Source organism: Salmonella sp. 741265116_PST (assembly GCF_046567715.1).
GTDB classification, from domain to species: Bacteria; Pseudomonadota; Gammaproteobacteria; order Enterobacterales; family Enterobacteriaceae; genus Salmonella; species Salmonella enterica.
Genome location: NZ_JBKFPH010000028.1, coordinates 14,559 through 38,456 on the forward strand (window position 1 = coordinate 14,559; position 23,898 = coordinate 38,456).

Here is a 23,898-nt window from a genome sequence, read left to right on the forward strand (position 1 = left end):
CCCTCCTGATTATTTTTAATTTAGCTATGTTGGATTTTGCCACGGTGAGAACCGTGGCTTTTTTTATGCTTAACGAGTCCCGATATTCTGGCCAAGTTTGATGACGCGGGCAATATTACAGGCGCTGTGGTAGAGATTTTGTTCACCGTTCGCCAGAACTTCCGGCAAAGGCGCCAGCCGCGGCAAAATACTGAATACCGCATCAATACCGTGGCGATGGACCACTTCCACGCCGTCGCCCAGTACGCCGGCAATGCCGATAACCGGGACGTGATGTCGTTTCGCCACTGACGCGACGCCTATCGGCGCTTTTCCTCCCGCCGTTTGCGAGTCGATTCGTCCTTCTCCGGTAATCACCAGCGAGGCCTCTTTTACCGCCTCCTCCAGCTTCACCGCCTGCATAACAATCTCAATACCGGGCTTCATTTCCGCTTCCAGAAAGACGATAGCGGCAATCCCCATTCCTCCGGCCGCGCCACCGCCCGGTATTTGAGACATGTCGCGTCCGGTCAGGGCATGTAAGACACGGGCATAATTACGCAATCCATTTTCCAGCGTCTCGACCATTTCAGGCGTTGCCCCTTTCTGCGGACCGAATACCGCCGCCGCGCCGCGTGGCCCCACCAACGGGTTATCAACATCACAGGCAACCTCAATACGACACTCTGAAATTCGCGGATCGCACCCCTGCAGGTCAATGCTCGCCAGGCGCGATAAATTGCCCCCTCCGGCGCCAAGCGGCGTTCCCTGCGCGTCCAGAAAACGCACACCGAGCGCCTGCGCTACTCCCATTCCGCCATCCACCGTGGCGCTGCCGCCGATACCCAGAATAATATGGCGAATCCCCGCGTCCAGGGCGTGACGAATCAATTCGCCGGTGCCGAAACTGGATGCCAGCAGCGGATTACGCGCCTCTGGCGCCACCAGCATCAATCCGCTCGCCGCCGCCATTTCAATAATCGCCGTTTTGCCGTCGCTGGTCAGGCCATAAAATCCGTTTACTTTTTCCCCCATCGGCCCGCTAACGTCCACAGAAACCCGTTTCCCGCCGGTCGCAGCCACCATCGCGTCCACGGTTCCTTCTCCACCATCGGCGATCGGTAAACAGACATAGCGCGCATCAGGAAATACGGTTGAAAATCCCGCTTTAATAGCCTGACAGCATTTATCAGCGCTTAAGCTCTCTTTAAATGAATCTGGCGCAATTACAATCTTCATCATGTCTCCTTGTTTTCTCACGTTATTTAATGCGTTCCCACGGAATAAGATTTTCCATAAGCACTGCCAGTAAGATTCCCACCAGTAATCCGTTGCTAAGCAAAGGACGAATCATCAGTGGAAGATCCTGTAAATAGACCGGAGGAAGCCCCATCAAAAAAATGCCGACAAAAAGCGGTAACGCCAGGCGATAAATATTCCGCGCGGTAAATGTAATTTGCTGGCTAAAAACCAAACCGGAATAAAGTAAAGGTAAATAAGAGACCAGCATAACGGCGCTGCTGATCGCCAGTGGAATAGCGCAAAATAAGCGGGTTAACGGCGTTATAATGGCAACCAGCAGACACAGCGCGCTACCGCAGATAAAAGATTTGCGAGAACTGTCGCCGGTTTGCGTTAATAAACCAATGGAAGATACAAAAGGCGAAAAAGGCACGACCGCGAAAGGCACCGTCACTAACGTCATCAGTCCGGAAATCATAAAGCTTCGGCGATAACGAGAACTGCCCGACCCTTGATGCAGATAAAAGATATCGGTACCGCGGATGGCGCCGTAAGTGTTGCTGATGTTGACTAGCCCCGTCATCACCGCCGTCACAATAATACCCGGCATCAGCGTGCCGTGGCTGCCCAGCGGAAACCATCGCCAGCTTAATTCACCTGGCGGTAAGTGTGATGAAGGAAAGCATAACCGCCATAGCCCCCACCCGACCACGGTCCCTACCAGTAACGCGTAACGGGAGATACGCTGCTGCAGGAAAATAATCATCGCGAGGATAAAACACATCACCGCGACCGCCAGCCCAAAGGGGGCCAATTTGATTCTGGCGCTGGTATCGGCAATGCCAAAAGGCAGCCCCAGCATGCCTTTAAAAAATATTGAGGTCAGTTGCGCGCCCAAAAGCAGCATGAAAAAAACCATTACCGCCGGCGTAAACAGGCGAGCCAGACGGTGTCCTAAGCCGCTAATGCCGATAAATATCGTCACCATCGCGGAGATCGCGATCCCGACCGACAGGCTGGAGGCGATATCGTTCAGCGGCGTGCCGCGAGACGCCTCGCCAAGCGTAATCGTAAGAATAGCGCCCCACCACAACCCTGTCGGCCCTTCCATAATGGCGCGGCGATGGCCGCAAAATGCCTGAACCAGGCAGGCCAACGCGGTGGTCAAAAAAGCGTATTGTGTGAGCATTAACAGGTTATCAGCGGGAAGATGAAAAGCGGACAGCAAGGTAGGGGGAACCACAACCGTGTTACAGAAAATAAAGAAAAACCACTGAAAGCCGGACAATACACTTTCGCGGTTAATAACAGGGAACATATCCACACCTTAAAATAGAGAATGCCCGTCGTGACGACGGGCATTAAATCACACCGGATTACTGCTGATGTTTAAGGATAAACTGACCTTTTGGCGGCACAGGGAAGCCATGCTCGATGTCATAAATAACATCGCCGCGCAAAATCGTTTTGGTAATACGCGCGCCAATAGTACGGCCAACATACGGACTGACTTTATGGCGATATTCCAGATCTTCATTTTTCAGAACATAGCTGCTGTCAGGCTGAATAAAGACCAGGTCAGCATCTTTGCCGGGGGCAATACGTCCTTTATGTTTCAGACCAAAAATATCGGCGGCGTTGGTCGCCATTAATTTGCCAAACATCGGCAACGACATACCGCGTTTTTGCACCGCTTCATCAAACATGACGTCCATGCAGTTTTGCAGTCCGGCAATTCCGCCCCATGCTTGCATGATATTGCCTGCTTTCATTTCCGGAGGGCATGGAGAGTGGTCGGATACCAGGCAGTCGATTTCGCCGTTAAACAGTTTTTCCCACATCCCTTTCTGGTTTTCCTGGTCGCGAATTGGCGGAGAACATTTTGCCAGGGTGCCAATCTCTTCGAACTGATCGGTATCGAGGACAAAATAGTGCGGGCACGATTCACAGGTGACATCCTGACCTTCCTGACGCGCGCGCGTTACTTCCTCTACCCCCTCCGGGCTGCTGATATGGCAAACGTGCAGACGGCAACCTGCCGCTTTCGCCAGATACAGCACGCGACGAATGGCTTCCACTTCAGTAAATACCGGACGTGAGGCGACATAATCATGCGCCGTTACGCGTCCTTCGCGTTTAGCTTCTTCACCCAGCTCATCGCAAATCAGAGCATTTTCGCAATGTACCAGTACCGTCTGGTCCATTTCCCCCAGTTTTTGCGCGCCTTTGTAAAACTGCCAGTCATTAACGTCGCGAAAATCATTATCGATGCCACGATCGCCGCAGGTGGCGACAAAGCACTTGAAGCCGACAACGCCCACTTCGTCCAGCTCATGCAACCGATCCAGGTTATAAGAGACCAAACCGCCCAACTGCGCGGCGTCGATGGTCAACTTACCTTTCGCCGCGTCAAACTTGAGTTCAATCGTCTCACGATCGACCGTCGCCGGCAGCTGATTGAGCGGCATCTCAATCATCGTGGTAATACCGCCTTTCGCCGCCGCGCGCGTACCGGTTTCATAGCCTTCCCAGTGGGTACGGCCCGGTTCAGAAATGTGGGTATGCGCGTCAACCATGCCCGGCGAAACGATCAATCCCGTCGCATCCAGCACATTTTTCGCTTCCCCCAGGTTCTCGCCAATCGCGGCGATTTTTCCGCCCTGGACGGCGATATCGATAACTCTCGCTTCGTTTTCTAAGATGACAGTACCGTTTTTAATAATTAAATCAAAAGACATAACAAACTCCTTGTATGGATACAGATAGTTTTTAAATAGCGCACACTTCATTAAATACGCTTAATGCTTTTTCAATATTTAACCTGCGAGTTTTTGCTCTCCTGTATTTTCAAAACGCGTGCGTTTCTTCAATAGCGCATAAGCAACGAACGCAACTATTACGCCTACAAACCAGGACACGCGGGATAAAGGCTCCATAAATGGTATAAACTTGCCGCCTAATGACAGAATGACTGCGACCAGGGTGACTGAAAATGCAGTCAGGTTAAATCCATTATCATAATATTTGTAATCACCGCTGGCGGTGTACAGCTCATCAAGATTAATTTTTCCACGCATTACCACAAAATAATGAGCTAACATTACGCCGATTACCGGGCCAAGCATACCGCCGATAATATCGAGGAACAGATAAATACTGTCCTGATTCTCCATTAATTTCCATGGGCAAATCAGTAGACTGATAATACTGGCAATCATTACGCCATTTTTATAGTTAAGCTTTGTCGGGGCAAGCGCCGCAATTTGATACCCCGCAGGTATAATATTACCGGTGGCGTTGGTTGAAATTGTCGTCATCAGAATCACCAGCACCGCAAAGAATGAAGCAAACAGGCTGTCCCAGCGCTGCACAATATCCAGCACGTTCCAGGTATCCATACCATAATGAATACTGGCTCCGGCAATAATGCACACGCTGGCTACGGCGAATAATATATACGCTACGATAAGCCCCAGCGTTTGTCCCAATGCCTGAGCACGAAATGAATGCGCGTTTTGCGTGAAATCGGACGCGCTCACCGCTGGCGCAGCCCAGACGGCGACTACGGCGTTAATCACCACCAGGAACAGAAAGCCGCTGTGCTCTGCTTTTTGCACGCCTGAAGGCAGATAGTCCAGAATCGGGCCAATGCCGACCAGCGATATTGCCCAAATAGCCATGCCGCCAAAGACAATGTAAATACATGGATTGAGAATAGCGGTAAATTTATTTAATACTTTACCACCGCCAAAACCGATGCCAACGTTAATAATCCAAAAAATTAGAAAAGTAATTAGCCCTGGCAGTGAAAGACCCAACAGCTTGAAATCTCCGCCTAATGTCAGAAATCCTGGCCAGATCTTCCCAATCAAAATAAGAAATGCCAGCGATCCCGCGTAACACTGCAAGCCGAACCACATAATTGCCGCGATTCCCCCTCGTAATAATCCAGGGAATAGCGCGCCGCGGACGCCGTAAGAACCTCGCAATATCATAGCAAAAGGAACGCCATATTTGCTGCCTGCCGCGCCATTCATTACCATCGCTGCCGCAATAAATAATGCGCTGATAATAATGGCCAACATGATATTAAATGTTGATAGCCCCAGTATAAAAAAACCGCCGACCATAACGTAATTTGGCACGTTATGTACAGATCCCATCCATAAGGTGAAATAATTAAATGTTTTCCAGTTTCGTTGGGTTTCTGTTTTAGGTAATAAGTCTTCGCTATAACCGCGCTGCTGATATAGCTCTCTTTGATGTTCCATAAATCCCTCTTTTCACGCATCGGATAACGTTGTTATGGGTTTAGCTATGAGGAACAAATAAATATAAAATAAAGAATTAATAGATATAATTATTTTTAAGCTGAAGCAATACGTTGTGTTGCTTTCTTTTTATATAATGTGACAGCAGCAAAGATCAGCGTTCCGGTAACCACTAAACATGCTGAAATCACAAAACTGATCTCCTTCGACCCCGTTACATCCGAAATAAATCCGGTCAACGTTGGGGCGACAACCGCCGAGCTCATGCCAAAGAAATTAAAAAGGCTGAAAGCTCTTCCCAGACTTTTTGCCGAAGCCTGTTCAGATACAAAGGAGATCAGGATCGGGTCTACTGCCATTTTCCCCAGCAAGCCGTATAGCGTCAGACTGACCATCAGCATCGTGGTATTCGGGGACAAAACCGTAAACGCCAACATTGCTGCCGCCACAATTTCCAGACCGAGAATAACCTTAACTTTACTGTTACGGAATTTATCTGACAGATGGCTAAAAAATAACGCCCCCGGTACGCCAACCACCGCTACCAGCGCTGATGCCAGCCCGATAGCTCCGCCATCAAATCCTCTTTCAGTCTGTAGATAAGAGGGCAGCCAGGTCACTATCAAATAGTAACCGTAGCAGGTACAGAAATAGAGGAAGTAAACGCTACACAATAAACCAGAGAATAAAGGCGCGCGTTTCTCATCTTCCGTAACGGTTTGGGTTTGCTTTTCCGCTTGCGCAGAGTCGCTTTTGGCTTTACCGCGAATGATCAGCGTAAAGACGCACAGCATGATTACTAATATCGCGGCCACGATATACAGTACATTTTGCCAGGCCATGCTCATGTTTTTTACTAATACGCTGGAACCGATTAAGCCAATCCCCATCCCTATAGCCGACCCACTGTTGATAATCGCGTTGGCTAATGCCCGACGGGCCTGCGGCACGTTTGCCGAAGAGAGTGAATAAGCCGAGCTAAAGAAAGAAGCGCATCCGCCACCTGCCATTAGCGACCCTATATAGATCATGGTCAGGCCATTGGCTTTCGCGATACAGAGTGTACCAATAATAAATAGCGTAAATCCGGCCATCAGCATGATTTTTTGACCGAATTTATCGACCAATATTCCGCAAGGAATTTGCATACTGCAGTAAGCAAAAAAGTAAAAACTTGCAATAGCGCCTATTTCTGCATTACTTACATTGTCTAAAGATGCCTGAATTTCTGGATAAATTGGCGTAAGCACGGTGCGATAGATCCAAATCGCTACCCAGCCCAGACTCATTACGACAACAATTTGTTTCCAGTAATCAATCCCGGATTTTTTAGTTTCACTCATGTTCTTCACCTTTACAGAGTGTTCCTTGTGAACAGGTATCGCTGCAGCCGCAGCGATACACATAATTAGGACAATTTATGATTGGCCATTAATTCCAGCGCCTGTACCATTGCCGAATGATCAAGCTGGCTCCCGCCATTTGCCGCACAGGTATTGAATAATTCCTGGCAGGTCGCCGTATTCGGTAAATTCAGCGCCAGCGCTTTTGCGCTTTGCAATGCAAGATTAAGGTCTTTCTGATGAAGCGAGATTTTGAAACCAGGCTCGAACGTCCGGTTGATCATCCGCTCGCCGTGAACTTCCAGAATGCGTGAAGAGGCGAACCCGCCCATTAATGCCTGGCGCACGCGTACCGGATCGGCACCTGCTTTTGCAGCAAACACTAAGGCTTCAGAAACCGCTTCAATATTCAGCGCAACAATAATTTGGTTAGCCACCTTACAGGTTTGCCCATCCCCATTGCCGCCCACCAGGGTGATATTTTTTCCCAGGATGTCAAAGAGCGGTTTAACGCGGTCAAAGACTTTCTGCTCGCCGCCGACCATAATCGACAGAGTGCCTTCACGCGCCCCGATTTCGCCCCCGGAAACCGGGGCATCCAGGTAATCAGCGCCCATTTCATTAACGCGCTGGGCAAAACGTTTGGTTTCGATAGGAGAAATAGAACTCATATCGACGATGGTTTTTCCCTGAAGCGATGTTTTAGCGCAACCGTGTTCGCCAAATAACACGTCTTCAACCTGCGGCGTATCCGGCACCATTATGAAGATGATGTCTGCAAATTCAGTTACCTGACGTGCAGTCTCAACATTTACCGCCCCCAGCGAGAGCAGTTCGTCCGCGACCGGACCAATAGTCGTGACGTGTAATTGATGACCGGCGCGTGCCAAATTGATAGCCATTGGCGAGCCCATAATTCCCAGGCCAATAAATCCCAGTTTCATATACAACCTCTTTTATTGCTTTCGGTGTTTCCAGATTCAGGCAACACAATCCCCTTCCAACACAGTGGAAAAAAAAGCGCTGCCCGAATTATTCTGCGTTTTAACGGTACTGATTAATCCACAATAATCCCGCTTCCGTGGTAGTCAGTGGTTTATATTCACAGCCAACCCAGCCATCATAACCAGACTGTTTAATGACATTAAAAATAAAGTCATAATTGATTTCCCCGGTCCCCGGCTCGCCGCGACGCGGGTTATCAGCAATTTGTAAATGGCCTATTTTATCGGCCCATGCCGTCATGGTTTGCGTTAATTCCCCTTCCATGCGTTGCATGTGATAAATATCATACTGAATTTTGATATTATCGCTGCCGATATCCTTAATTAATGCTAACGCCTGTTGAGTGCCGGTGAGATGGAATCCCGGCATATCAAAGTGATTAATAGGTTCGATAAGTAATAAAATGTCTTCTTTCGCCAGCATATTTGCCGCATAGCGCAGGTTTTCAACCAACGTGTCGTGGATCTCCGTTGCGGAGAATCCTGACGGCGTTTTACCCACCAGACAATTTATTTTCTTATTGCCTAACGCACGTGCATAGCGGATTGCGGCCGCTACGCCATCGCGAAACTCTTCTTCGCGCCCAGGAATACAGGCAATTCCACGTTCGCCAGCCGCCCAGTCGCCAGCCGGTAAATTATGTAACGTATGTTCCAGATTATTATCCCTGAGCTTACGTTTTAACACTTCGATGTCGTTATCGTAGGGAAACATGAATTCCACGCCGCGAAATCCCGACAACGCCGCTTTATCAAAGCGTTCCAGGAAATCATATTCCGTAAACAGCATAGAAAGATTGGCAGAGAAACGTAACATCGATTACCTCCCTTACTCATATTTCATAAAACAGGTTTCTGTTGGCGCATCTTTCGCACTATCCGCAACCTCTTCAAACTCGGTTACGTTATCCAGTTCGCTGCCCATGGAAATATTGGTTACGCGTTCCAGAATGACTTCCACCACCACCGGAACGCGATATTGCGCCATTAGCGCTTTGGCTTGTTCAAATGCAGGCGCAATATCTTCCGGTTTAAAGACACGAATGGCTTTACAGCCTAATCCTTCCGCCACTTTTACATGGTCAACGCCATAACCATTCACTTCGCTGGAGTTGATATTTTCAAAGGCGAGCTGTACGCAGTAGTCCATGTCAAATGCGCGTTGCGACTGGCGAATCAGGCCAAGATAAGCGTTGTTAACCAGCACATGGATATACGGAATGTTAAACTGCGCGCCGACGGCTAACTCTTCAATCAGGAACTGGAAGTCGAAATCGCCGGAAATCGCCACCACATTGCGTTGCGGATCGGCAGCACATACCCCTAATGCCGCCGGGATTGTCCAGCCAAGAGGCCCCGCCTGGCCGCAGTTGATCCAGTGTCTGTCTTTAAACACATGCAGCATCTGCGCTGCCGCGATTTGCGACAACCCAATGGTGGTGACATAGCACACATCGCGACCAAAGGCTTTGTTCATCTCTTCATAGACGCGCTGCGGCTTCACTGGCACGTTGTCAAAGTGGGTTTTACGCAGCAAAGTCCGTTTACGCTGCTGGCATTCATCCACCCAGGTCTTCCGGCATGGCAAACGCCCCGCTTTTTGCATCTCCTGCGCGACATCGATCAGCAACGTTAGCGCCGCTTTGGCGTCAGAAACGATGCCCAGATCCGGGCACAACACGCGGCCAATTTGCGTCGGTTCAATATCGATATGGATGATTTTTCGCCCCTGAGTATATTTCTCAACGGACCCCGTATGACGGTTGGCGAAACGGTTACCGATGCCAAAAACCATATCGGATGCCAGCAGAGTGGCGTTACCGTAGCGGTGCGCCGTTTGCAGGCCAACCATCCCCGCCATTAAGGGGTGATCGTCCGGGATACAGCCCCAGCCCATCAGAGTAGGGATCACCGGTACGCTGGTCAGTTCGGCAAACCGCTGCAGCAGTGGCGCGGCGTCGGCGTTAATAACCCCGCCGCCCGCGACAATTACCGGACGCTCGGACTGAATCAGCATCTCCAGCGCCTTTTCAATCTGTACGCGGCTGGCGGCTGGCTTATATACCGGCAGCGGCTCATACATATCCGGATCGAATTCGATTTCCGCAACCTGGACATCAAACGGTAAATCAACCAGCACAGGACCTGGGCGGCCTGAGCGCATCAGATGAAAAGCCTGTTGTAATACGCGCGGCACCAGCGCCGCCTCACGAACCGTCACTGCCATCTTGCTGACTGGTTTTGCAATCGCTTCAATATCGACTGCCTGGAAATCTTCCTTGTGCAGACGCGCTCGTGGCGCCTGACCGGTAATGCATAAAATCGGGATAGAGTCGGCAGAAGCGGAATAGAGCGCGGTGATCATGTCGGTTCCCGCCGGGCCGGAAGTGCCCAGGCAGACCCCAATATTACCTGCCGCCGCACGTGTGTAGCCCTCAGCCATATGCGAAGCGCCTTCCACATGACGCGCCAGTATATGGCGAATGCCTCCATGCTTACGCATTGCAGAATAGAAGGGGTTGATTGCAGCCCCAGGAACGCCGAATGCTGTGGTGATACCTTCTTTTTCCAGCACATACATTGCCGCATCCACGGCTCTCATTTTTGCCATTTTATTGCTACCTCTTTTTATTGGAAAAAGTTTCCAACTTTTAAAAATTTTAAAAAAGTCCCGCTCCAGCGAGCGGGATGCGGCTCAGGCTACAGGGGGTTTTAGCCCAAGCGCCGTACTGATGTCTTTCGCGGTATCCCGTACCAGTTCACCCTGGCTGATAAAGCGATCTTCCGTCAGCCGGGAAGCCGGTCCCGATATTGAGATAGCGGCGACCACGCTGCCCGCATCGTCATAGATAGCGGAGGCGATACAATTCAGCCCGACAACATGTTCTTCCTGGTCAACGGTGTAGCCCTGTTCACGCGCCTGCTCCAGATTTTTAAGCAGGATAGGTAAATCCACCAGAGTGGTCGGCGTAAACCGCCGCAAACCGGTATTGACGACGATCCCCACCAGCTCTTCTTCGGTGAGCGGGTAAAGCAGCGCTTTTCCGGCGCCGGAAGCATGTAACGGCAGACGACTCCCTAAGGGCGCGCACATTCTGACCATCGATTTGCACTCCTTTTGACCGATTAACACCGCTTCATTACCGTTGCGAATCGCTACGTTGACCGTCTCGCCAGAAAGCAGCATAAGTCGGTGCATAAAGGGTCCGGCCACCGAGAGGACATCGCGATTATGAATATACGCAGAGCCCACATTAAATACGCCTAAACCAATATGCCACCAGCCAAGCTGGCTATCCTGGTACACAAAATCAGCCGCTTGCAGTACCTTTAACAGGCGAAACGTCGTAGAAAGCGGTAAATCCAGGCTGCCGGAAATATCACTAACTGATGAACTGCCGCCGCTTCTTTCGAGATATTGCAATATCGCTATGCCCCTCTCCAGCGCCTGAGCGCCTTTCTGCGCAGTCGGCTCTGCCTGTCCTGGCCTGCCGCGTCGTCTTACTTCCGTCATATTTACGTTAACTCCGGCCCAAAATATGAGCATAAACAATGAACAATATGTTCATCTTATGCAAGAAGGCCAATAGCGTCACGCAAAACAGAGTTCATGTGTCGGGATACTTTCAACATCACAGTTATCGCTGCCACCGCGATCCACCGTCAGAAAATCGGTAACCGTCTGCCACGCAAACAGCGGGTGATGCCATACATTACGGTGATAATTGACGCCCTGCCGTCCATTGCTAATAAACGCCCGCAGCGTGGAGAGATCGGGTTTATCATCGCCGAGCGCGACAATAACGACAAAAGCCTCGCCGTTCATCGGCACAAACGCCTGCGTACCTAAAGGATGACGTTCCAGTTCATGTACCACAATAGGCATCACGGCCGGTTGCGCCCTGTTAATACTGATCAGCGTGCGATCCTGCTCCAGAACTTCAACCTTCGCCAGGTCGTGATATCGCTCAACTAACCCGTTGTTTATATGAAAAAAGTCACGTTCCTGCGTCTCAATAACATCGCCATAAGCGCTGAACGTCTTCTGATCTAACGGTAATACCTCAAGTTTCATTATTTTTCCCTTGTAGCTCGATTCCGTTTAACCGCGGTTTGGACTCTATCCGGTTTCAATACCATGCAATCTAAAACCTTCGGGATTTAACATCAACATAAAAGTTGGAATATTTTTCCAAAAGTAGATTTAGACCACAAATCAAACATGGCTATTATGTAAAACTACTTAAAAATCATAGGAAAACAATTCTGGTTTTATCAGGATCGTAAGGAGGCGTCTGACGATGTTTGACCCGGAAACACTGCGTACCTTTATCAGCGTTGCCGAAACGGGGAGTTTCTCCAAAGCGGCGGAGCGCCTGTGTAAAACCACGGCAACCATTAGCTACCGCATCAAACTGCTGGAGGAAAATACCGGCGTAGGGCTGTTCTTTCGCACAACGCGAAGCGTCTCGTTGACGGCGGCGGGCTCTCACCTTCTCTCTCAGGCAAAAGACTGGCTTGCGTGGCTGGACAGTATGCCTGACGAGCTACGCCAGGTTAACGACGGCGTAGAGCGTCAGGTCAATATTGTGGTGAATAACCTGCTCTATAGCCCGCAAGCGGTCGCCAGTCTCTTATCGTGGCTTAATGCGCGTTACCCTTTCACTCAGTTTCACTTTTCCCGGCAAATTTATATGGGCGTCTGGGATTCGCTCCTGTATGAAGGTTTTTCGCTGGCGATTGGCGTAACTGGCACCGAGCCGTTGGCTAATACCTTTATGCTCGACCCTTTAGGTTCCGTACAATGGCGTTTTGTGATGTCCGCGGATCATCCTTTAGCTCACGTCAGCGGGCCTCTAACAGAAGCGCAGTTGCGCCGTTTCCCGGCAATTAATATCGAAGACAGCGCGCGTACGCTGACCAAGCGGGTAGCCTGGCGCCTTCCGGGGCAGAAGGAAATTATCGTGCCTGATATGGAAACCAAAATCGCCGCTCATCTGGCAGGCGTCGGTATCGGTTTTGTCCCGCAGCCGCTTTGTCAAACGCTGATCGACAAAAACGAACTGGTAAGCTGTACCATTCCGACGATGCGTCCGCCCTCACCGTTAAGCCTCGCCTGGCATAAATTTGGCGGAGGCAAAGCGGTAGAAGACATTGTGAAATTATTTACCCAACGACAGCCCGAAATAGCCGGTTTTTTATCCATTTTCAACACGGTACGCTGTTAAAAATCAAGCCACTTTGCGAATTGGCGCGTAAAATAGCGCAAAGGATGATTTAAGGTTACGTTTTACGTTATGCAAGACAGACAAAAAGCACAGGACTATCGCGCGCTCCTCCTTGCCGATACGCCTTTAATTGATGTACGCGCGCCGATTGAGTTTGAACAGGGCGCCATGCCGGGCGCTATCAACCTGCCATTGATGATGGATGACGAGCGGGCCGCCGTCGGCACCTGCTACAAACGTCAGGGCGCGGATGCGGCGTTAGCGTTGGGGCATCGGCTGGTTTGCGGCGACATTCGCCAGCAGCGGCTTGAGGCCTGGAAAGCCGCGTATCAACGTTTCCCCAACGGATATCTGTGCTGCGCGCGCGGCGGTCAGCGGTCACATATCGTACAACGTTGGCTGCAAGAAACAGGGATTGACTGCCCGCTTATTGAAGGCGGCTATAAAGCGCTGCGCCAGACAGTAATTCAGGCGACCTGGCAACTGGCGCAAAAACCGATACTTTTAATTGGCGGCTGTACGGGCAGCGGCAAAACGCAACTGGTGCGACAACAGCCCAACGGCGTGGATCTGGAAGGTCTCGCGCGTCATCGCGGCTCCTCTTTTGGCCGCACACTGAAACCCCAGCTCAGCCAGGCCAGTTTTGAAAACAAACTTGCCGTTGAATTGCTGAAAATTAACGCGCGTCAGACGCTAAAAAGGTGGGTACTGGAAGATGAAGGGCGAACGATCGGCGCCAACCATCTGCCTGAGTGTTTACGCGAAAGAATGGCGCAGGCCCCCATTGCGGTAGTGGAAGATCCGTTTGCGCTTCGTCTGGAACGACTGCGTGAAGAGTATTTCATCCGTATGCATCACGACTTCACCCACGCCTACGGCGATGAAGCCGGTTGGCAGGCGTATAGTGAATATCTTCATCATGGACTGTTCGCTATTCGCCGCCGTCTGGGGTTGCAACGCTTTGCCGAACTGACGGACACGCTGGATAGGGCGCTGGCGGAGCAATTATCCAGCGGCAGCACCGACGGCCATATGGCATGGCTGGTTCCGCTACTTAACGAATATTACGACCCAATGTATCGCTATCAACTGGAGAAAAAAGCCGCGAATATCGTTTTTCGCGGCCCATGGCAAGAGGTTGCCAACTGGCTAAAAGCGCAATAGCTTATTTTTATTGCCGGCTGACGCTACATTGAGCCGGCTTAGTGTCTGTCGCGCTTGTCGGCACGTTTTGCCAGCCAGTCGCCCAGCATCTGAACGACCTGAACCAGCACAATCAGCGCCACCACGGTAACAACCATCACTTCGGTTTCGTAACGGTAGTAGCCATAGCGAATCGCCAGGTCGCCTACCCCGCCGCCGCCGACAATCCCGGCCATCGCCGAGTAGCCGATTAAGCTTACCAATGTAATCGTCAGGCCGCGCAGCAGCCCTGCGCTGGCTTCCGGCAACAGTACGGTACAGATAATACGCATCGGACTAGCGCCGAATGCCAGCGCCGCCTCAATAATCCCTTTATCGACTTCACGGAGCGCGCTATCTACCAGGCGTGCATAAAACGCAATTGCGGCCACCGACAGCGGGACGGAGGCTGCAATCGGGCCAATGGTATTGCCCAGCAAAAGCTGCGTTAGCGGCAGTAACAGCACCAGTAAAATAACAAATGGCACCGAGCGGATAATATTCACCAGAACCGAGGCGACGAGATAAATAAAACGGTTCTGCCAGAACAGATGACGATCGGTGACAAAAATCAGAAAACCGAGCGGTAGACCGCCAAGAATCGCCAGCACCGTTGAAATACTCAACATCTGGAAAGTTTCATTGAACGCCAGCGTTAAATCCGGCAATAAATCATCCACGGATCACCTCCACCTGTGCGGTACGTTGACGGATATGCTCCACGGCGGCGGCCACCGCCGTTGGATTATGCGGCGCGGTTAATTGCACCACCAGAATGCCCAACGCGCGTTCGCCGATATATTCAATCTTGCCATGCAGGATATTGACCGCGACGCCAAACGTGATCGCCACCTCCGACAGTACCGGCTGCTCCGCCGAATCGCCGATAAACAAAATTTTCAGCAACTGCCCGGGCAGGTGTTCCCGTAAACGTTCCGGCAAGGTCAAATTAAGGGTATGAGACACCAGTTGCTGTGTGAAAGCGTGTTGCGGGTGGGCAAACACATCAAACACCTCGCCCGATTCCACAACCTTACCGCCCGACATCACCGCCACGCGATCGCAAATAGATTTGATCACGTTCATTTCATGGGTGATCAGCACAATAGTAATCCCGAGCTGTGCGTTGATCTGTCTGAGCAGGGCCAGAATCGTGGCGGAAGTTTCCAGATCCAGAGCGGAAGTCGGTTCGTCACACAGCAACACATCCGGATGGTTAGCGATGGCGCGCGCTATCCCCACCCGCTGTTTTTGCCCGCCGCTGAGCTGTACCGGAAAACGGTTCGCTTTATCGGCAAGGCCCACCAGCGTTAAAATTTCCGCCACCCGCGGCGCGATTTTGCTGCGTTCCCAGCCAGCCGCTTTCAGGCTAAACGCAACGTTTTGCGCCACTGTCCGGGTATGCATTAAGTTAAAATGCTGGAAAATCATACCAATACGCTGCCGCGCCTGGCGTAACGCTTTTCCGTCCAGCGCCGAAATTTCCACGCCGTTGACATTGACGCGCCCCTGGCTGGGACGCGTTAAGGCGTTCAGGGTACGCAGCAGAGTGCTTTTTCCTGCGCCGCTGGTACCAACAATGCCAAAAATCTCGCCCGCGGCGATATGCAGGCTCACATCATCCACCGCGCGCGTGGGGGTACCGCGACCGGCGGTAAAATCGACGCAGACTTTTTCTATTTCAATCATATTCACCTCAGAAATTGGGGATGGCCACCGCTGCGATCAGGGTGTCGCGGTCATCCATTCCGGTTTCTGGAAGGCGCTATAAATATTCTTTGGATCGTCGATAACCGCGCGATAAGCCGGCGATTTCACCGCCTCGACAATATCTTTGGCAAACGGCTTATCGGCATCTTCACTGCGTACCGCAATGATATTTTTCAGATTCTCATCCAGGTGTTCCTGCTTAATCGCGCTGGAGAGATCGAGTCCTGCCGCCACCGCAAAGTTCCCGTTAACCAGCGCGCCGGTCACGCCATCCAGCGTGCGCGGTAGCTGTGCGGCTTCCAGCGGTTTGAAAACCAGTCCTTTTGGATTGCTGGCGATATCTCGTTCAGAGGCTTTGGTCGGATCGATATTGTCCTTAATCGTGATCAGCTCCAACGATTGCAGGAAGCGAAGGCCGCGCGCCAGGTTGGTCGGATCGTTGGAGAGGGTAATAATGTCCCCTTTTTTAAGCGCATCCAGACTGTTGATTTTACGTGAATAGAAGCCCATCCCGGCGGTAGGTACCACAATAAGTTTGCTGAGCTTCAGCCCTTTGTCAGCGGTGAATTTGTCAAAATAGAGGGTATGTTGAAAGAGGTTGGCGTCGATGCTGCCGTTAGCTAACGCCATATTGGGCTGGACATAGTCGCTAAACTCGCGCACCACGACCTTATACCCTTTTTCTTTTAATGTCGGCGCAATCGCCTGCTTCACCATGTCGCCGTACGGCCCTGGCGCGACGCCAAATACGATCGTTTGCGGGGAACCATCGGCATGGGCAAACTGTAATCCGCAGGCCAGTAATAGCGTGCTGGCCGCAATGCGTAAACTCTGACGCAATCCCATAATTTCTCCATTTTAAATAGTGTGATGCTGTGCCGGATGCCGTTCATGCGGCATCGTCTGTTTTGGCCCAAACGAAAGGCTATTTCTTAACATGACACAGATCACAGCCTGCTGTCCTTGAAATTATTTCATGATGTTTCCTGGTGTGTCATTAAATGTACGAGGCGTGTATCAGGCGGGAATGGCGTAAAGGGAAATGCCGGATAAGAGGTCTTAACGCCAACATCCGGCAGAGGAAAACGCTTTAGAAATCGTAACGCAGACGCACCAGGTTCATATCGCCCAGATTGTCAGTGCTGGAGGTGAAAACATGTTCATAATCAACGCGGAAACCATAATCCAGTTGGAAGGTGATCCCCACGCCGTTATCGGTGCGCAGATAGTCGCGGCCATTCACATATTCAATGCGGTCGCCCATAAAGTACGGTTGAATAGCTTTCACGGCATACTGACCAATCGGGAAAGCGTAACCGACAAAATATTCCAGACCCCACGCATCGCCGGCAAAGTAATCATTCACAGATACTTTTTTGGTCGTCATAAAGTTCTGATACCAACCGCCGCCTGCGGCGATAGTCCAGTTTTCCGGCGTCCAGCTTAACGCGGTACCGACAATATTTTGATCGTAAGTTTTATTGCCGTTGCCGCGCATCTCCGCACGGGTATAGTTCCATGCCGTCCCCCAGGTCAGATCGTCGGTGAGATGGTAGTCCGCGCCTAAAGAACCGCCGCCTTTACGTTTGTAATTCAGGCCGTTATTGGCATTATAATCGTCGCTGAACAGATAAGACGCGTAGAGATCGACATTGCCAATGCTTTTCTTATACTTCAATGACTTACGCGTGCGATAAGAACCATCGTAGTCGCCGTTAATCCCGTTGCCCGGCGCCTGACCTATCATGTCGTAATCCCAGATATCGGTTTTTACGCCCACCACATCGTAATAAATGCTGTTCTGTTGACCGAAGGTCAGCGTTCCCCACGTCGCGCTCTTGAAGCCGGTATACAGCATACGGCGAGTGGTATCAGTCGCGCCCTTCGCATAATGGTTATCCCAGTCAAATACCGCAGGGATATTGACGCCCAGCTCGTAATAGCTAATCCAACTGATATCATCAAACAGATAATAATCCGCGGCGAAGCGGAAACGCGTCCCGCCATCAAAACCATTACGTTTATAACCGTTCGCGCCGTCATTGCCGGTCATATTCTGGAACTGCGGACGAATACTCCCGCCAACGGTGAAATTGAGTCGGCTGAGTGGATTACCCGCCTGGGGATCTTGTTTTAAAACGGTGATTTCCGCCTGAGTGGCGAAAGGCATGAAAGCCATTGCCGCGCCGATCGATGCCGCCAACGCTGTTATTTTAATTGTCATTATATTTTCCTTGATAGATAGCCAATCCAAATCATTTAGCAGGCAAATAATAACTGTTATAAAACCTTACGTGTTGTGTATTTTTTAATGATTTGTGCTACTAAAAATCAAGGAGTTAGCAATTTGTGCGACTAAATAAAGTACGCGCCGTTTTAAAAACCGGCGCGAAATTATTCACATCATGAATCATCCGCTAAACTGTCGGAATAGCGCTTTGCCTTTCAGCAAACGAACGCCAAGCCAGCCGCCGCATACGGAAAGCAGCAGCGTGCCGCAAAACGGCAGTGCGCCCCATAAACGCCAGTCCGGCTCCCAGGGGAAATCAAAAACGTTGATTTGTAAGATCGCCAGCGCCGTTTCCGCGCCAATCGCGGCGACCAGCCCGGCAACTAATCCCAGCATGGCGAATTCGCACCAAAGTGTGGTACGCAACAGTTTCTTTCCGGCTCCTAACGTGCGCCACACCACCAGCTCCTGATGACGCTGACGCATCCCGACCTGCACCTGAGCCAGTAATAGCAACATGCCGCAGAGGGTGACTAGCACAACCATCACCTCCAGCGCCCGACTGACCTGCTCCAGCACCTGTCCCACCTGTTTCAGGATCGCCCCGATATCTAACAGGCTGACGGTAGGAAACTCGCGGTTAAGCTGCGTTAACATGCCGTTGCCATTCTCCCAGCGAAAACTGGTCAACCAGCTTTGCGGTTGCCCGTCCAGCGCCCCGGAAGGAAAAATGAAGAAAAAGTTGGGCCGCAGGCTTTCCCAGTCCACTTGACGCAGGCTGGTGACTTTAGCGCTAAATGCCTGGGTATCGCCCATAAAGGTTACGCTATCGCCGAGTTTGACGTTCAGCCGCTTCGCCAACCCCTCTTCCATGGAGACTTCGCCCGGTTTTGGCGGCCAGTGACCGGCGACCAGCGGATTATGCGCCGGGCGCGTATCCTGCCAGGTCAAATTCAGTTCACGGTTGAGCGACTCATCCTGCTGACCTTCCGTCGGATTACCGTTTATCCTGGTTAAACGCGCCCGCACAATCGGATAAAACGTCTGCGGAATCACCTGATGTTCCGCCAAAAAGGCTTTCAGCGGCGCGACCTGCTCTGAAGCAATATTGATAAGGAAATAGTTCGGACTTTCCGGCGGGAGCTGCTGTTGCCAGCGATCAAGGAGATCGCCGCGCAGCACCAGCAAGAGCGCCAGCAGCATAAACGAAAGCGAAAACGCCGAAAGCTGACTCAACGTTGACCACGGCTGACGCAGAAGTCGGCTGACGGCCAGACGCAGCGGTAGCGACGTCAACGTCATGCCGCGCAGCACGTTAAGCAGCATCCAGCCCACCAGACCGCACAGCAGCGCCAGTATCACGGCGCCCGCCAGAACCGCCCACAACAGCATACTTCCGCCCATCAATCCGGCGAGCAACGCCACCACGACGGCGCAGGCGACAGGCAAATAAATTTTTAACGGCCAGACGCGAGCGACAACATCGCGGCGCAGCACCCGTAGCGGCTGGGTCGCCAGCAACAATCGATAAGGCCGTAAACCGACCAGCAGAGAGATGACCGTCATCGCGCCCAGCGCCCACAGCCAGGGCCACAGGCTGGCGGGCGGCAAATCGGCGGGCAATACCGGTTTTAGCAGCACCAGCAATATGTTTTCAAACAGTAACCCAATCGCGCCTCCCGTGACGGCGGAAAGCCCCAGCACCATCAACCACTGTCCGATAATAAGTTTACGCAACTGGGCCCGGCCCGCGCCCAACGTTTTTAAAATCGCCACCAGATCGTAGCGGCTACGGCAGTAATGGCTCATCGCCACCGCGACGGCAGCTACCGCCAGCAGTAGCGTTAATAACGCCGAAAGCAGCAAAAACTGCTGCGAACGTTCGAGCGATTTCCCCAATGCCCCGTCATCCTGTTCCAGTCCGTACCAGCGATGTTCCGGTTTAAGCTGCGGTAACAGCCAGCTTTCATAGCCAGCAAGCTGTTGCGGCGTTCCGCCGAATTTATACCGCCACATCACGCGACTCCCCGGCTGTATCGCACCGGTTTTTGCCACATCGGCCATATTCATCATCAGACGCGGCGCCATCTGAAAAGGGTTAAACCCGGAATCCGGCTCCTGCACCACTTCACCGGCAATACGCAAGGTCACGTCGCCGACATCAATGGTATCGCCCGTTTTTAAATTAAGCAGCGCCATCAGACGCGGCGCCAGCAGTACGCTACCCGGCTGCGGTTTCACTCCGCCTGGACGGGTTTGCAATTCGCCGTACATCGGATAAACGCTATCTACCGCCTTCACGCTGGCCAGTTGCGGCGTATCGCCGGCAAACGTCATGGTCGCAAAGGTTAACTGCTCGCCCACGTTAAGGCCGCGTTTACGCGCCTCTTCAAGCCAGGCTTTCGGTACCTCCCGCGAACTTTGCAGCGTCCGATCGCCTGCCATAAACTCACGGCTTTGCTGACTTAATCCTTTTTCCATCCGGTCACTGATACTGCCGAGCGCCAGTACGCAGGCCACCGCCAGACTCAACGCCAGCCAGACAATAATCAGCGACGGCGAGCGCCATTCGCGCCAGAACCAGCGAGCTATCATGCCTCCTCCTGTAACTGACCGTTGACCAACCGCAGCCGCCGGTCGCAGCGCGCCGCCAGCGCCGGGTCGTGCGTCACCAGAATCAGCGTGGTGCCGTGTTCGCGGTTAAGCGAAAATAGCAGGTCGGCGATTTTATCTCCGGTCTGACGGTCAAGGTTGCCCGTCGGCTCATCGGCAAACAGCACATCAGGACGCCCGTTAAACGCGCGCGCCAGCGCTACGCGCTGCTGTTCGCCGCCGGAAAGCTGTGCCGGAAGGTGGTCAAGCCGTTTTCCCAGTCCCAGTTGTTCGAGCAGCGCTTTCGCCCCCGCCTTACTCTGACCGCTGTTTTCACCGCGTAGCAGGGCCGGTAGCTCAACGTTTTCCAGCGCGTTAAGCGTAGGAATAAGCATGAAGGATTGAAAAACAAAACCGACATGCTGAGCGCGAAGCTGCGCCCGCGCCTCTTCGTCCATCTGGTGAAGCGGTTTCCCGACCAGACTGACCTCTCCGCTACTGCCGTCATCCAGTCCGGCGAGAATCGCCAGCAACGTAGATTTTCCCGATCCTGATTCGCCAATCAGCGCAATGGTTTCGCCGCGTTTGACAACCAGTTCAACTCCGGTAAGGATGGAAAGCTCATGCTCACCCTGACCGACGGACTTCCTGAGACGATGAACTTCAACACTGTTTTCCGCTGGCATTTGCCCTTCCTGTTTTTGATCCTGTTAACTTTCCGTGCCGCCGCCGCAGACACCTTATTAATTCTGGGCGATAGCCTCAGCGCCGGTTACCGTATGGCCGCCAGCGCGGCATGGCCGTCGCTCCTTAATGATAAATGGCAAAACAAAACGTCGGTCGTTAATGCCAGTATAAGCGGAGATACCTCGCAGCAGGGACTGGCGCGTTTGCCGGCGCTGTTGCAACAGCATCACCCGCGCTGGGTAGTGGTGGAACTTGGCGGCAACGATGGCCTACGCGGTTTTGCGCCTGCGCAAACCGAACAGACGCTACGTAAAATCATTCAGACGGTGAAAGCCGCCGATGCCCAACCGTTACTGATGCAAATTCATCTGCCCGCTAACTACGGTCGCCGTTATAATGAATCCTTTAGCGCCATTTATCCTAAGCTCGCCAAAGAGTTCGATATTCCTCTGTTACCGTTTTTTATGGAAGAGGTATATCTGAAACCGCAGTGGATGCAGGATGACGGCATTCATCCCAACCGCGACGCCCAGCCGTTTATTGCCGACTGGATGGCGAAGCAGTTGACCCCTTTTCTCTCCTGAATAATTCGAGTTGCATGAAGGCGGCACGTAAGAGAATTTCCAGGAGCATAGATACCTATGTGACTGGAGTAAACGAACGCACAGGCAACTTGAAGTATGACGGATATAGTTAACCACGACTCTTAAATCAACGGAGATCCTGACAGGTAAAGTTATGCAAAAATCGGTCTTAATAACAGGATGTTCCAGCGGAATCGGTCTGGACAGCGCGCTTGAACTTAAACGCCAGGGCTTTCAAATCCTGGCGGGCTGCCGCAAACCTGATGATGTCGCCCGGATGAACAGTATGGGATTTACCGGCGTGTTGATCGATCTCGACTCCCCTGAAAGCGTGGATCGTGCCGCCGATGAAGTGATCGCCCTGACCGATAATCGTCTGTATGGGATCTTTAACAATGCCGGCTACGGCGTATATGGCCCCCTTTCCACCATCAGCCGTGAGCAGATGGAGCAACAGTTTTCCAGTAATTTCTTCGGCGCGCATCAGCTTACTATGCGCTTACTTCCCGCCATGTTGCCGCATGGCGAAGGACGCATTGTGATGACCTCATCGGTGATGGGGCTGATTTCCACCCCAGGGCGCGGCGCTTACGCCGCCAGCAAATATGCGCTCGAAGCCTGGTCTGACGCGCTACGTATGGAGCTACGGCACACAGGCATTAAAGTGAGCCTGATAGAACCGGGGCCGATTCGTACCCGTTTTACGGATAACGTTAACCAGACGCAGCGTGATAAACCGGTAGAAAATCCCGGCATCGCCGCACGTTTCACCCGCGATCCTGACGCGGTAGTAGCGAAAGTACGTCATGCTTTTGCAAGCGATAAACCCAGGCTGCGCTATCCCGTTACGCTGGTCACCTGGGCAGTGATGGCGCTGAAACGCCTATTGCCGGGCCGGATGCTGGATAAAATTTTACAAAGCTGAGTTGAAGCGCGCCCGTCAGCCCCCATGTAAACGTGACACAGAAAAAAGAGAGCGACGCCATGTCCGTACAGAACATTGTCAATATTAATGAATCCAACCTGCAGCAGACCTTAGAGCAGTCCATGACCACGCCGGTACTGTTCTATTTCTGGTCTGAGCGCAGCCAACACTGTCTGCAATTAACGCCAGTGCTGGAAAGTCTGGCTGCCCAGTACCACGGTCAGTTTATTCTGGCAAAGCTGGACTGCGACGCCGAACAGATGATCGCCGCTCAGTTTGGTCTGCGCGCCATCCCGACTGTCTATCTGTTCCAGAATGGCCAACCGGTCGATGGTTTCCAGGGGCCGCAGCCGGAAGAGGCGATCCGCGCTCTTCTGGATAAAGTACTGCCGCGTGAAGAAGAGCTAAAAGCGCAACAAGCGATGCAGTTAATGCAGGAGGGCAACTACATTGACGCGCTGCCGTTGCTCAAAGACGCCTGGCAGCTCTCTTCGCAGAACAGTGAGATTGGCCTGTTACTGGCGGAAGCGCAAATTGCGCTGAACCGCTCTGAAGAGGCCGAAGCGGTGTTAAAAACTATCCCGCTACAGGATCAGGATACCCGTTATCAGGGGCTGGTTGCGCAGATCGAACTGCTTAAACAGGCGGCGGATACGCCGGAAATTCAGCAACTTCAGCAGCAAGTCGCGGAGAATCCGCAGGATGCGGCTTTGGCAACGCAACTGGCGTTGCAGTTGCACCAGGTCGGACGTAATGAAGAAGCGCTGGAATTGCTGTTCAGCCATCTGAGAAAAGATCTTGCCGCCGCCGAGGGACAGACGCGCAAAACCTTCCAGGAGATCCTTGCCGCGCTCGGCACCGGCGACGCGCTGGCGTCGAAATACCGCCGCCAGTTGTACGCGCTACTGTATTAATCCTCTC

The 23,898-nt window shown here is 52.1% G+C and carries 21 protein-coding genes; 5 read left to right on the forward strand and 16 right to left on the reverse strand.

Going from position 1 to position 23,898, the window contains the following annotated elements; translation table 11 throughout:
- Positions 1 to 69 precede the first annotated feature (69 nt).
- The 10 genes from glxK to allA all read right to left on the reverse strand — a co-directional run bounded on the left by glxK (position 70) and on the right by allA (position 11,914).
- Positions 70 to 1,218, reverse strand: a complete 1,149-nt coding sequence (gene glxK, locus ACLD11_RS17400) for a glycerate 3-kinase (RefSeq protein ID WP_411015181.1) — start codon at positions 1,216 to 1,218, stop codon at positions 70 to 72.
- 22 nt (positions 1,219 to 1,240) lie between these two features.
- Positions 1,241 to 2,539, reverse strand: coding sequence for a uracil/xanthine transporter (locus ACLD11_RS17405; protein ID WP_000484505.1), 1,299 nt, complete (start codon positions 2,537 to 2,539; stop codon positions 1,241 to 1,243).
- 58 nt (positions 2,540 to 2,597) lie between these two features.
- On the reverse strand, positions 2,598 to 3,959 hold the full coding sequence (gene allB / locus ACLD11_RS17410; protein ID WP_000006865.1) for an allantoinase AllB: 1,362 nt from the start codon (positions 3,957 to 3,959) through the stop codon (positions 2,598 to 2,600).
- Between the two features lie 78 nt (positions 3,960 to 4,037).
- Positions 4,038 to 5,492 carry an allantoin transporter gene (locus ACLD11_RS17415; protein ID WP_411015161.1) on the reverse strand — a complete coding sequence of 485 codons (1,455 nt, stop codon included), beginning with the start codon at positions 5,490 to 5,492 and terminating at the stop codon, positions 4,038 to 4,040.
- 95 nt (positions 5,493 to 5,587) lie between these two features.
- Positions 5,588 to 6,835 (reverse strand): MFS transporter, encoded by a 1,248-nt coding sequence (locus ACLD11_RS17420; protein WP_061377223.1) that lies wholly within the window; start codon positions 6,833 to 6,835, stop codon positions 5,588 to 5,590.
- A gap of 65 nt (positions 6,836 to 6,900) precedes the next feature.
- Positions 6,901 to 7,779, reverse strand: coding sequence for a 2-hydroxy-3-oxopropionate reductase (gene glxR, locus ACLD11_RS17425; protein ID WP_411015162.1), 879 nt, complete (start codon positions 7,777 to 7,779; stop codon positions 6,901 to 6,903).
- A gap of 100 nt (positions 7,780 to 7,879) precedes the next feature.
- Entirely contained in the window at positions 7,880 to 8,656 is a 777-nt protein-coding gene (gene gip / locus ACLD11_RS17430; RefSeq protein ID WP_411015164.1) for a hydroxypyruvate isomerase Gip, read from the reverse strand.
- Positions 8,657 to 8,668: 12 nt separating this feature from the next.
- Entirely contained in the window at positions 8,669 to 10,450 is a 1,782-nt protein-coding gene (gcl, locus tag ACLD11_RS17435; protein WP_411015165.1) for a glyoxylate carboligase, read from the reverse strand.
- Between the two features lie 84 nt (positions 10,451 to 10,534).
- Positions 10,535 to 11,353 carry an HTH-type transcriptional repressor AllR gene (gene allR, locus ACLD11_RS17440; protein WP_000141265.1) on the reverse strand — a complete coding sequence of 273 codons (819 nt, stop codon included), beginning with the start codon at positions 11,351 to 11,353 and terminating at the stop codon, positions 10,535 to 10,537.
- 78 nt (positions 11,354 to 11,431) lie between these two features.
- Positions 11,432 to 11,914 carry an ureidoglycolate lyase gene (gene allA, locus ACLD11_RS17445; protein ID WP_001648158.1) on the reverse strand — a complete coding sequence of 161 codons (483 nt, stop codon included), beginning with the start codon at positions 11,912 to 11,914 and terminating at the stop codon, positions 11,432 to 11,434.
- Between the two features lie 226 nt (positions 11,915 to 12,140).
- Between allA and allS the strand changes: the two genes are divergently transcribed.
- Both allS and mnmH read left to right on the forward strand, forming a co-directional pair.
- Positions 12,141 to 13,067, forward strand: coding sequence for an HTH-type transcriptional activator AllS (allS, locus tag ACLD11_RS17450; RefSeq protein WP_000460169.1), 927 nt, complete (start codon positions 12,141 to 12,143; stop codon positions 13,065 to 13,067).
- Positions 13,068 to 13,136: 69 nt separating this feature from the next.
- Positions 13,137 to 14,231 carry a tRNA 2-selenouridine(34) synthase MnmH gene (gene mnmH / locus ACLD11_RS17455; RefSeq protein WP_411015167.1) on the forward strand — a complete coding sequence of 365 codons (1,095 nt, stop codon included), beginning with the start codon at positions 13,137 to 13,139 and terminating at the stop codon, positions 14,229 to 14,231.
- 38 nt (positions 14,232 to 14,269) lie between these two features.
- Here mnmH and ACLD11_RS17460 read toward each other — a convergent pair whose 3' ends face one another.
- From ACLD11_RS17460 to ybbA, 6 genes are all read right to left on the reverse strand, one after another.
- Complete coding sequence (locus ACLD11_RS17460) at positions 14,270 to 14,929, reverse strand: methionine ABC transporter permease (RefSeq protein ID WP_000342247.1); 660 nt, start codon at positions 14,927 to 14,929, stop codon at positions 14,270 to 14,272.
- On the reverse strand, positions 14,922 to 15,938 hold the full coding sequence (gene sfbB / locus ACLD11_RS17465) for a virulence-associated ABC transporter ATP-binding protein SfbB (protein ID WP_000569662.1): 1,017 nt from the start codon (positions 15,936 to 15,938) through the stop codon (positions 14,922 to 14,924). Before sfbB ends, ACLD11_RS17460 begins: the two co-directional genes overlap by 8 nt.
- A gap of 36 nt (positions 15,939 to 15,974) precedes the next feature.
- A complete protein-coding gene (locus ACLD11_RS17470) occupies positions 15,975 to 16,805 on the reverse strand; it encodes a MetQ/NlpA family ABC transporter substrate-binding protein (RefSeq protein ID WP_000524310.1) in 831 nt (276 codons plus the stop codon).
- A gap of 244 nt (positions 16,806 to 17,049) precedes the next feature.
- Complete coding sequence (locus tag ACLD11_RS17475) at positions 17,050 to 18,183, reverse strand: porin (RefSeq protein ID WP_000152862.1); 1,134 nt, start codon at positions 18,181 to 18,183, stop codon at positions 17,050 to 17,052.
- A gap of 186 nt (positions 18,184 to 18,369) precedes the next feature.
- Entirely contained in the window at positions 18,370 to 20,784 is a 2,415-nt protein-coding gene (gene ybbP / locus ACLD11_RS17480; RefSeq protein ID WP_411015170.1) for a putative ABC transporter permease subunit YbbP, read from the reverse strand.
- On the reverse strand, positions 20,781 to 21,467 hold the full coding sequence (gene ybbA / locus ACLD11_RS17485) for a putative ABC transporter ATP-binding protein YbbA (protein WP_001110598.1): 687 nt from the start codon (positions 21,465 to 21,467) through the stop codon (positions 20,781 to 20,783). The genes ybbP and ybbA overlap by 4 nt, the downstream gene beginning before the upstream one ends.
- Here ybbA and tesA point away from each other — a divergent pair.
- From tesA to cnoX, 3 genes are all read left to right on the forward strand, one after another.
- The gene (gene tesA, locus ACLD11_RS17490; RefSeq protein WP_001010574.1) at positions 21,438 to 22,052 is read left to right on the forward strand and encodes a multifunctional acyl-CoA thioesterase I/protease I/lysophospholipase L1; all 615 of its coding nucleotides are present in this window, start codon (positions 21,438 to 21,440) and stop codon (positions 22,050 to 22,052) included. The genes ybbA and tesA overlap by 30 nt on opposite strands.
- Before the next feature lie 154 nt (positions 22,053 to 22,206).
- Complete coding sequence (locus ACLD11_RS17495) at positions 22,207 to 22,977, forward strand: SDR family oxidoreductase (RefSeq protein ID WP_001172804.1); 771 nt, start codon at positions 22,207 to 22,209, stop codon at positions 22,975 to 22,977.
- Positions 22,978 to 23,036: 59 nt separating this feature from the next.
- Complete coding sequence (gene cnoX / locus ACLD11_RS17500) at positions 23,037 to 23,891, forward strand: chaperedoxin (RefSeq protein WP_000116060.1); 855 nt, start codon at positions 23,037 to 23,039, stop codon at positions 23,889 to 23,891.
- The last annotated feature ends 7 nt before the right edge of the window (positions 23,892 to 23,898 follow it).

Coding starts and splice junctions, on each gene's coding strand:
- ACLD11_RS17495 (WP_001172804.1), top strand. CDS start 22,207: ATGCAAAAATCGGTCTTAATAACAGGATGTTCCAGCGGAATCGGTCTG.
- gcl (WP_411015165.1), bottom strand. CDS start 10,450: ATGGCAAAAATGAGAGCCGTGGATGCGGCAATGTATGTGCTGGAAAAA.
- ACLD11_RS17470 (WP_000524310.1), bottom strand. CDS start 16,805: ATGGGATTGCGTCAGAGTTTACGCATTGCGGCCAGCACGCTATTACTG.
- ybbP (WP_411015170.1), bottom strand. CDS start 20,784: ATGATAGCTCGCTGGTTCTGGCGCGAATGGCGCTCGCCGTCGCTGATT.
- allS (WP_000460169.1), top strand. CDS start 12,141: ATGTTTGACCCGGAAACACTGCGTACCTTTATCAGCGTTGCCGAAACG.
- ACLD11_RS17420 (WP_061377223.1), bottom strand. CDS start 6,835: ATGAGTGAAACTAAAAAATCCGGGATTGATTACTGGAAACAAATTGTT.
- allR (WP_000141265.1), bottom strand. CDS start 11,353: ATGACGGAAGTAAGACGACGCGGCAGGCCAGGACAGGCAGAGCCGACT.
- glxK (WP_411015181.1), bottom strand. CDS start 1,218: ATGAAGATTGTAATTGCGCCAGATTCATTTAAAGAGAGCTTAAGCGCT.
- allA (WP_001648158.1), bottom strand. CDS start 11,914: ATGAAACTTGAGGTATTACCGTTAGATCAGAAGACGTTCAGCGCTTAT.
- gip (WP_411015164.1), bottom strand. CDS start 8,656: ATGTTACGTTTCTCTGCCAATCTTTCTATGCTGTTTACGGAATATGAT.
- allB (WP_000006865.1), bottom strand. CDS start 3,959: ATGTCTTTTGATTTAATTATTAAAAACGGTACTGTCATCTTAGAAAAC.
- ACLD11_RS17475 (WP_000152862.1), bottom strand. CDS start 18,183: ATGACAATTAAAATAACAGCGTTGGCGGCATCGATCGGCGCGGCAATG.
- glxR (WP_411015162.1), bottom strand. CDS start 7,779: ATGAAACTGGGATTTATTGGCCTGGGAATTATGGGCTCGCCAATGGCT.
- ybbA (WP_001110598.1), bottom strand. CDS start 21,467: ATGCCAGCGGAAAACAGTGTTGAAGTTCATCGTCTCAGGAAGTCCGTC.
- cnoX (WP_000116060.1), top strand. CDS start 23,037: ATGTCCGTACAGAACATTGTCAATATTAATGAATCCAACCTGCAGCAG.
- tesA (WP_001010574.1), top strand. CDS start 21,438: ATGAACTTCAACACTGTTTTCCGCTGGCATTTGCCCTTCCTGTTTTTG.
- ACLD11_RS17415 (WP_411015161.1), bottom strand. CDS start 5,492: ATGGAACATCAAAGAGAGCTATATCAGCAGCGCGGTTATAGCGAAGAC.
- sfbB (WP_000569662.1), bottom strand. CDS start 15,938: ATGATTGAAATAGAAAAAGTCTGCGTCGATTTTACCGCCGGTCGCGGT.
- ACLD11_RS17405 (WP_000484505.1), bottom strand. CDS start 2,539: ATGTTCCCTGTTATTAACCGCGAAAGTGTATTGTCCGGCTTTCAGTGG.
- mnmH (WP_411015167.1), top strand. CDS start 13,137: ATGCAAGACAGACAAAAAGCACAGGACTATCGCGCGCTCCTCCTTGCC.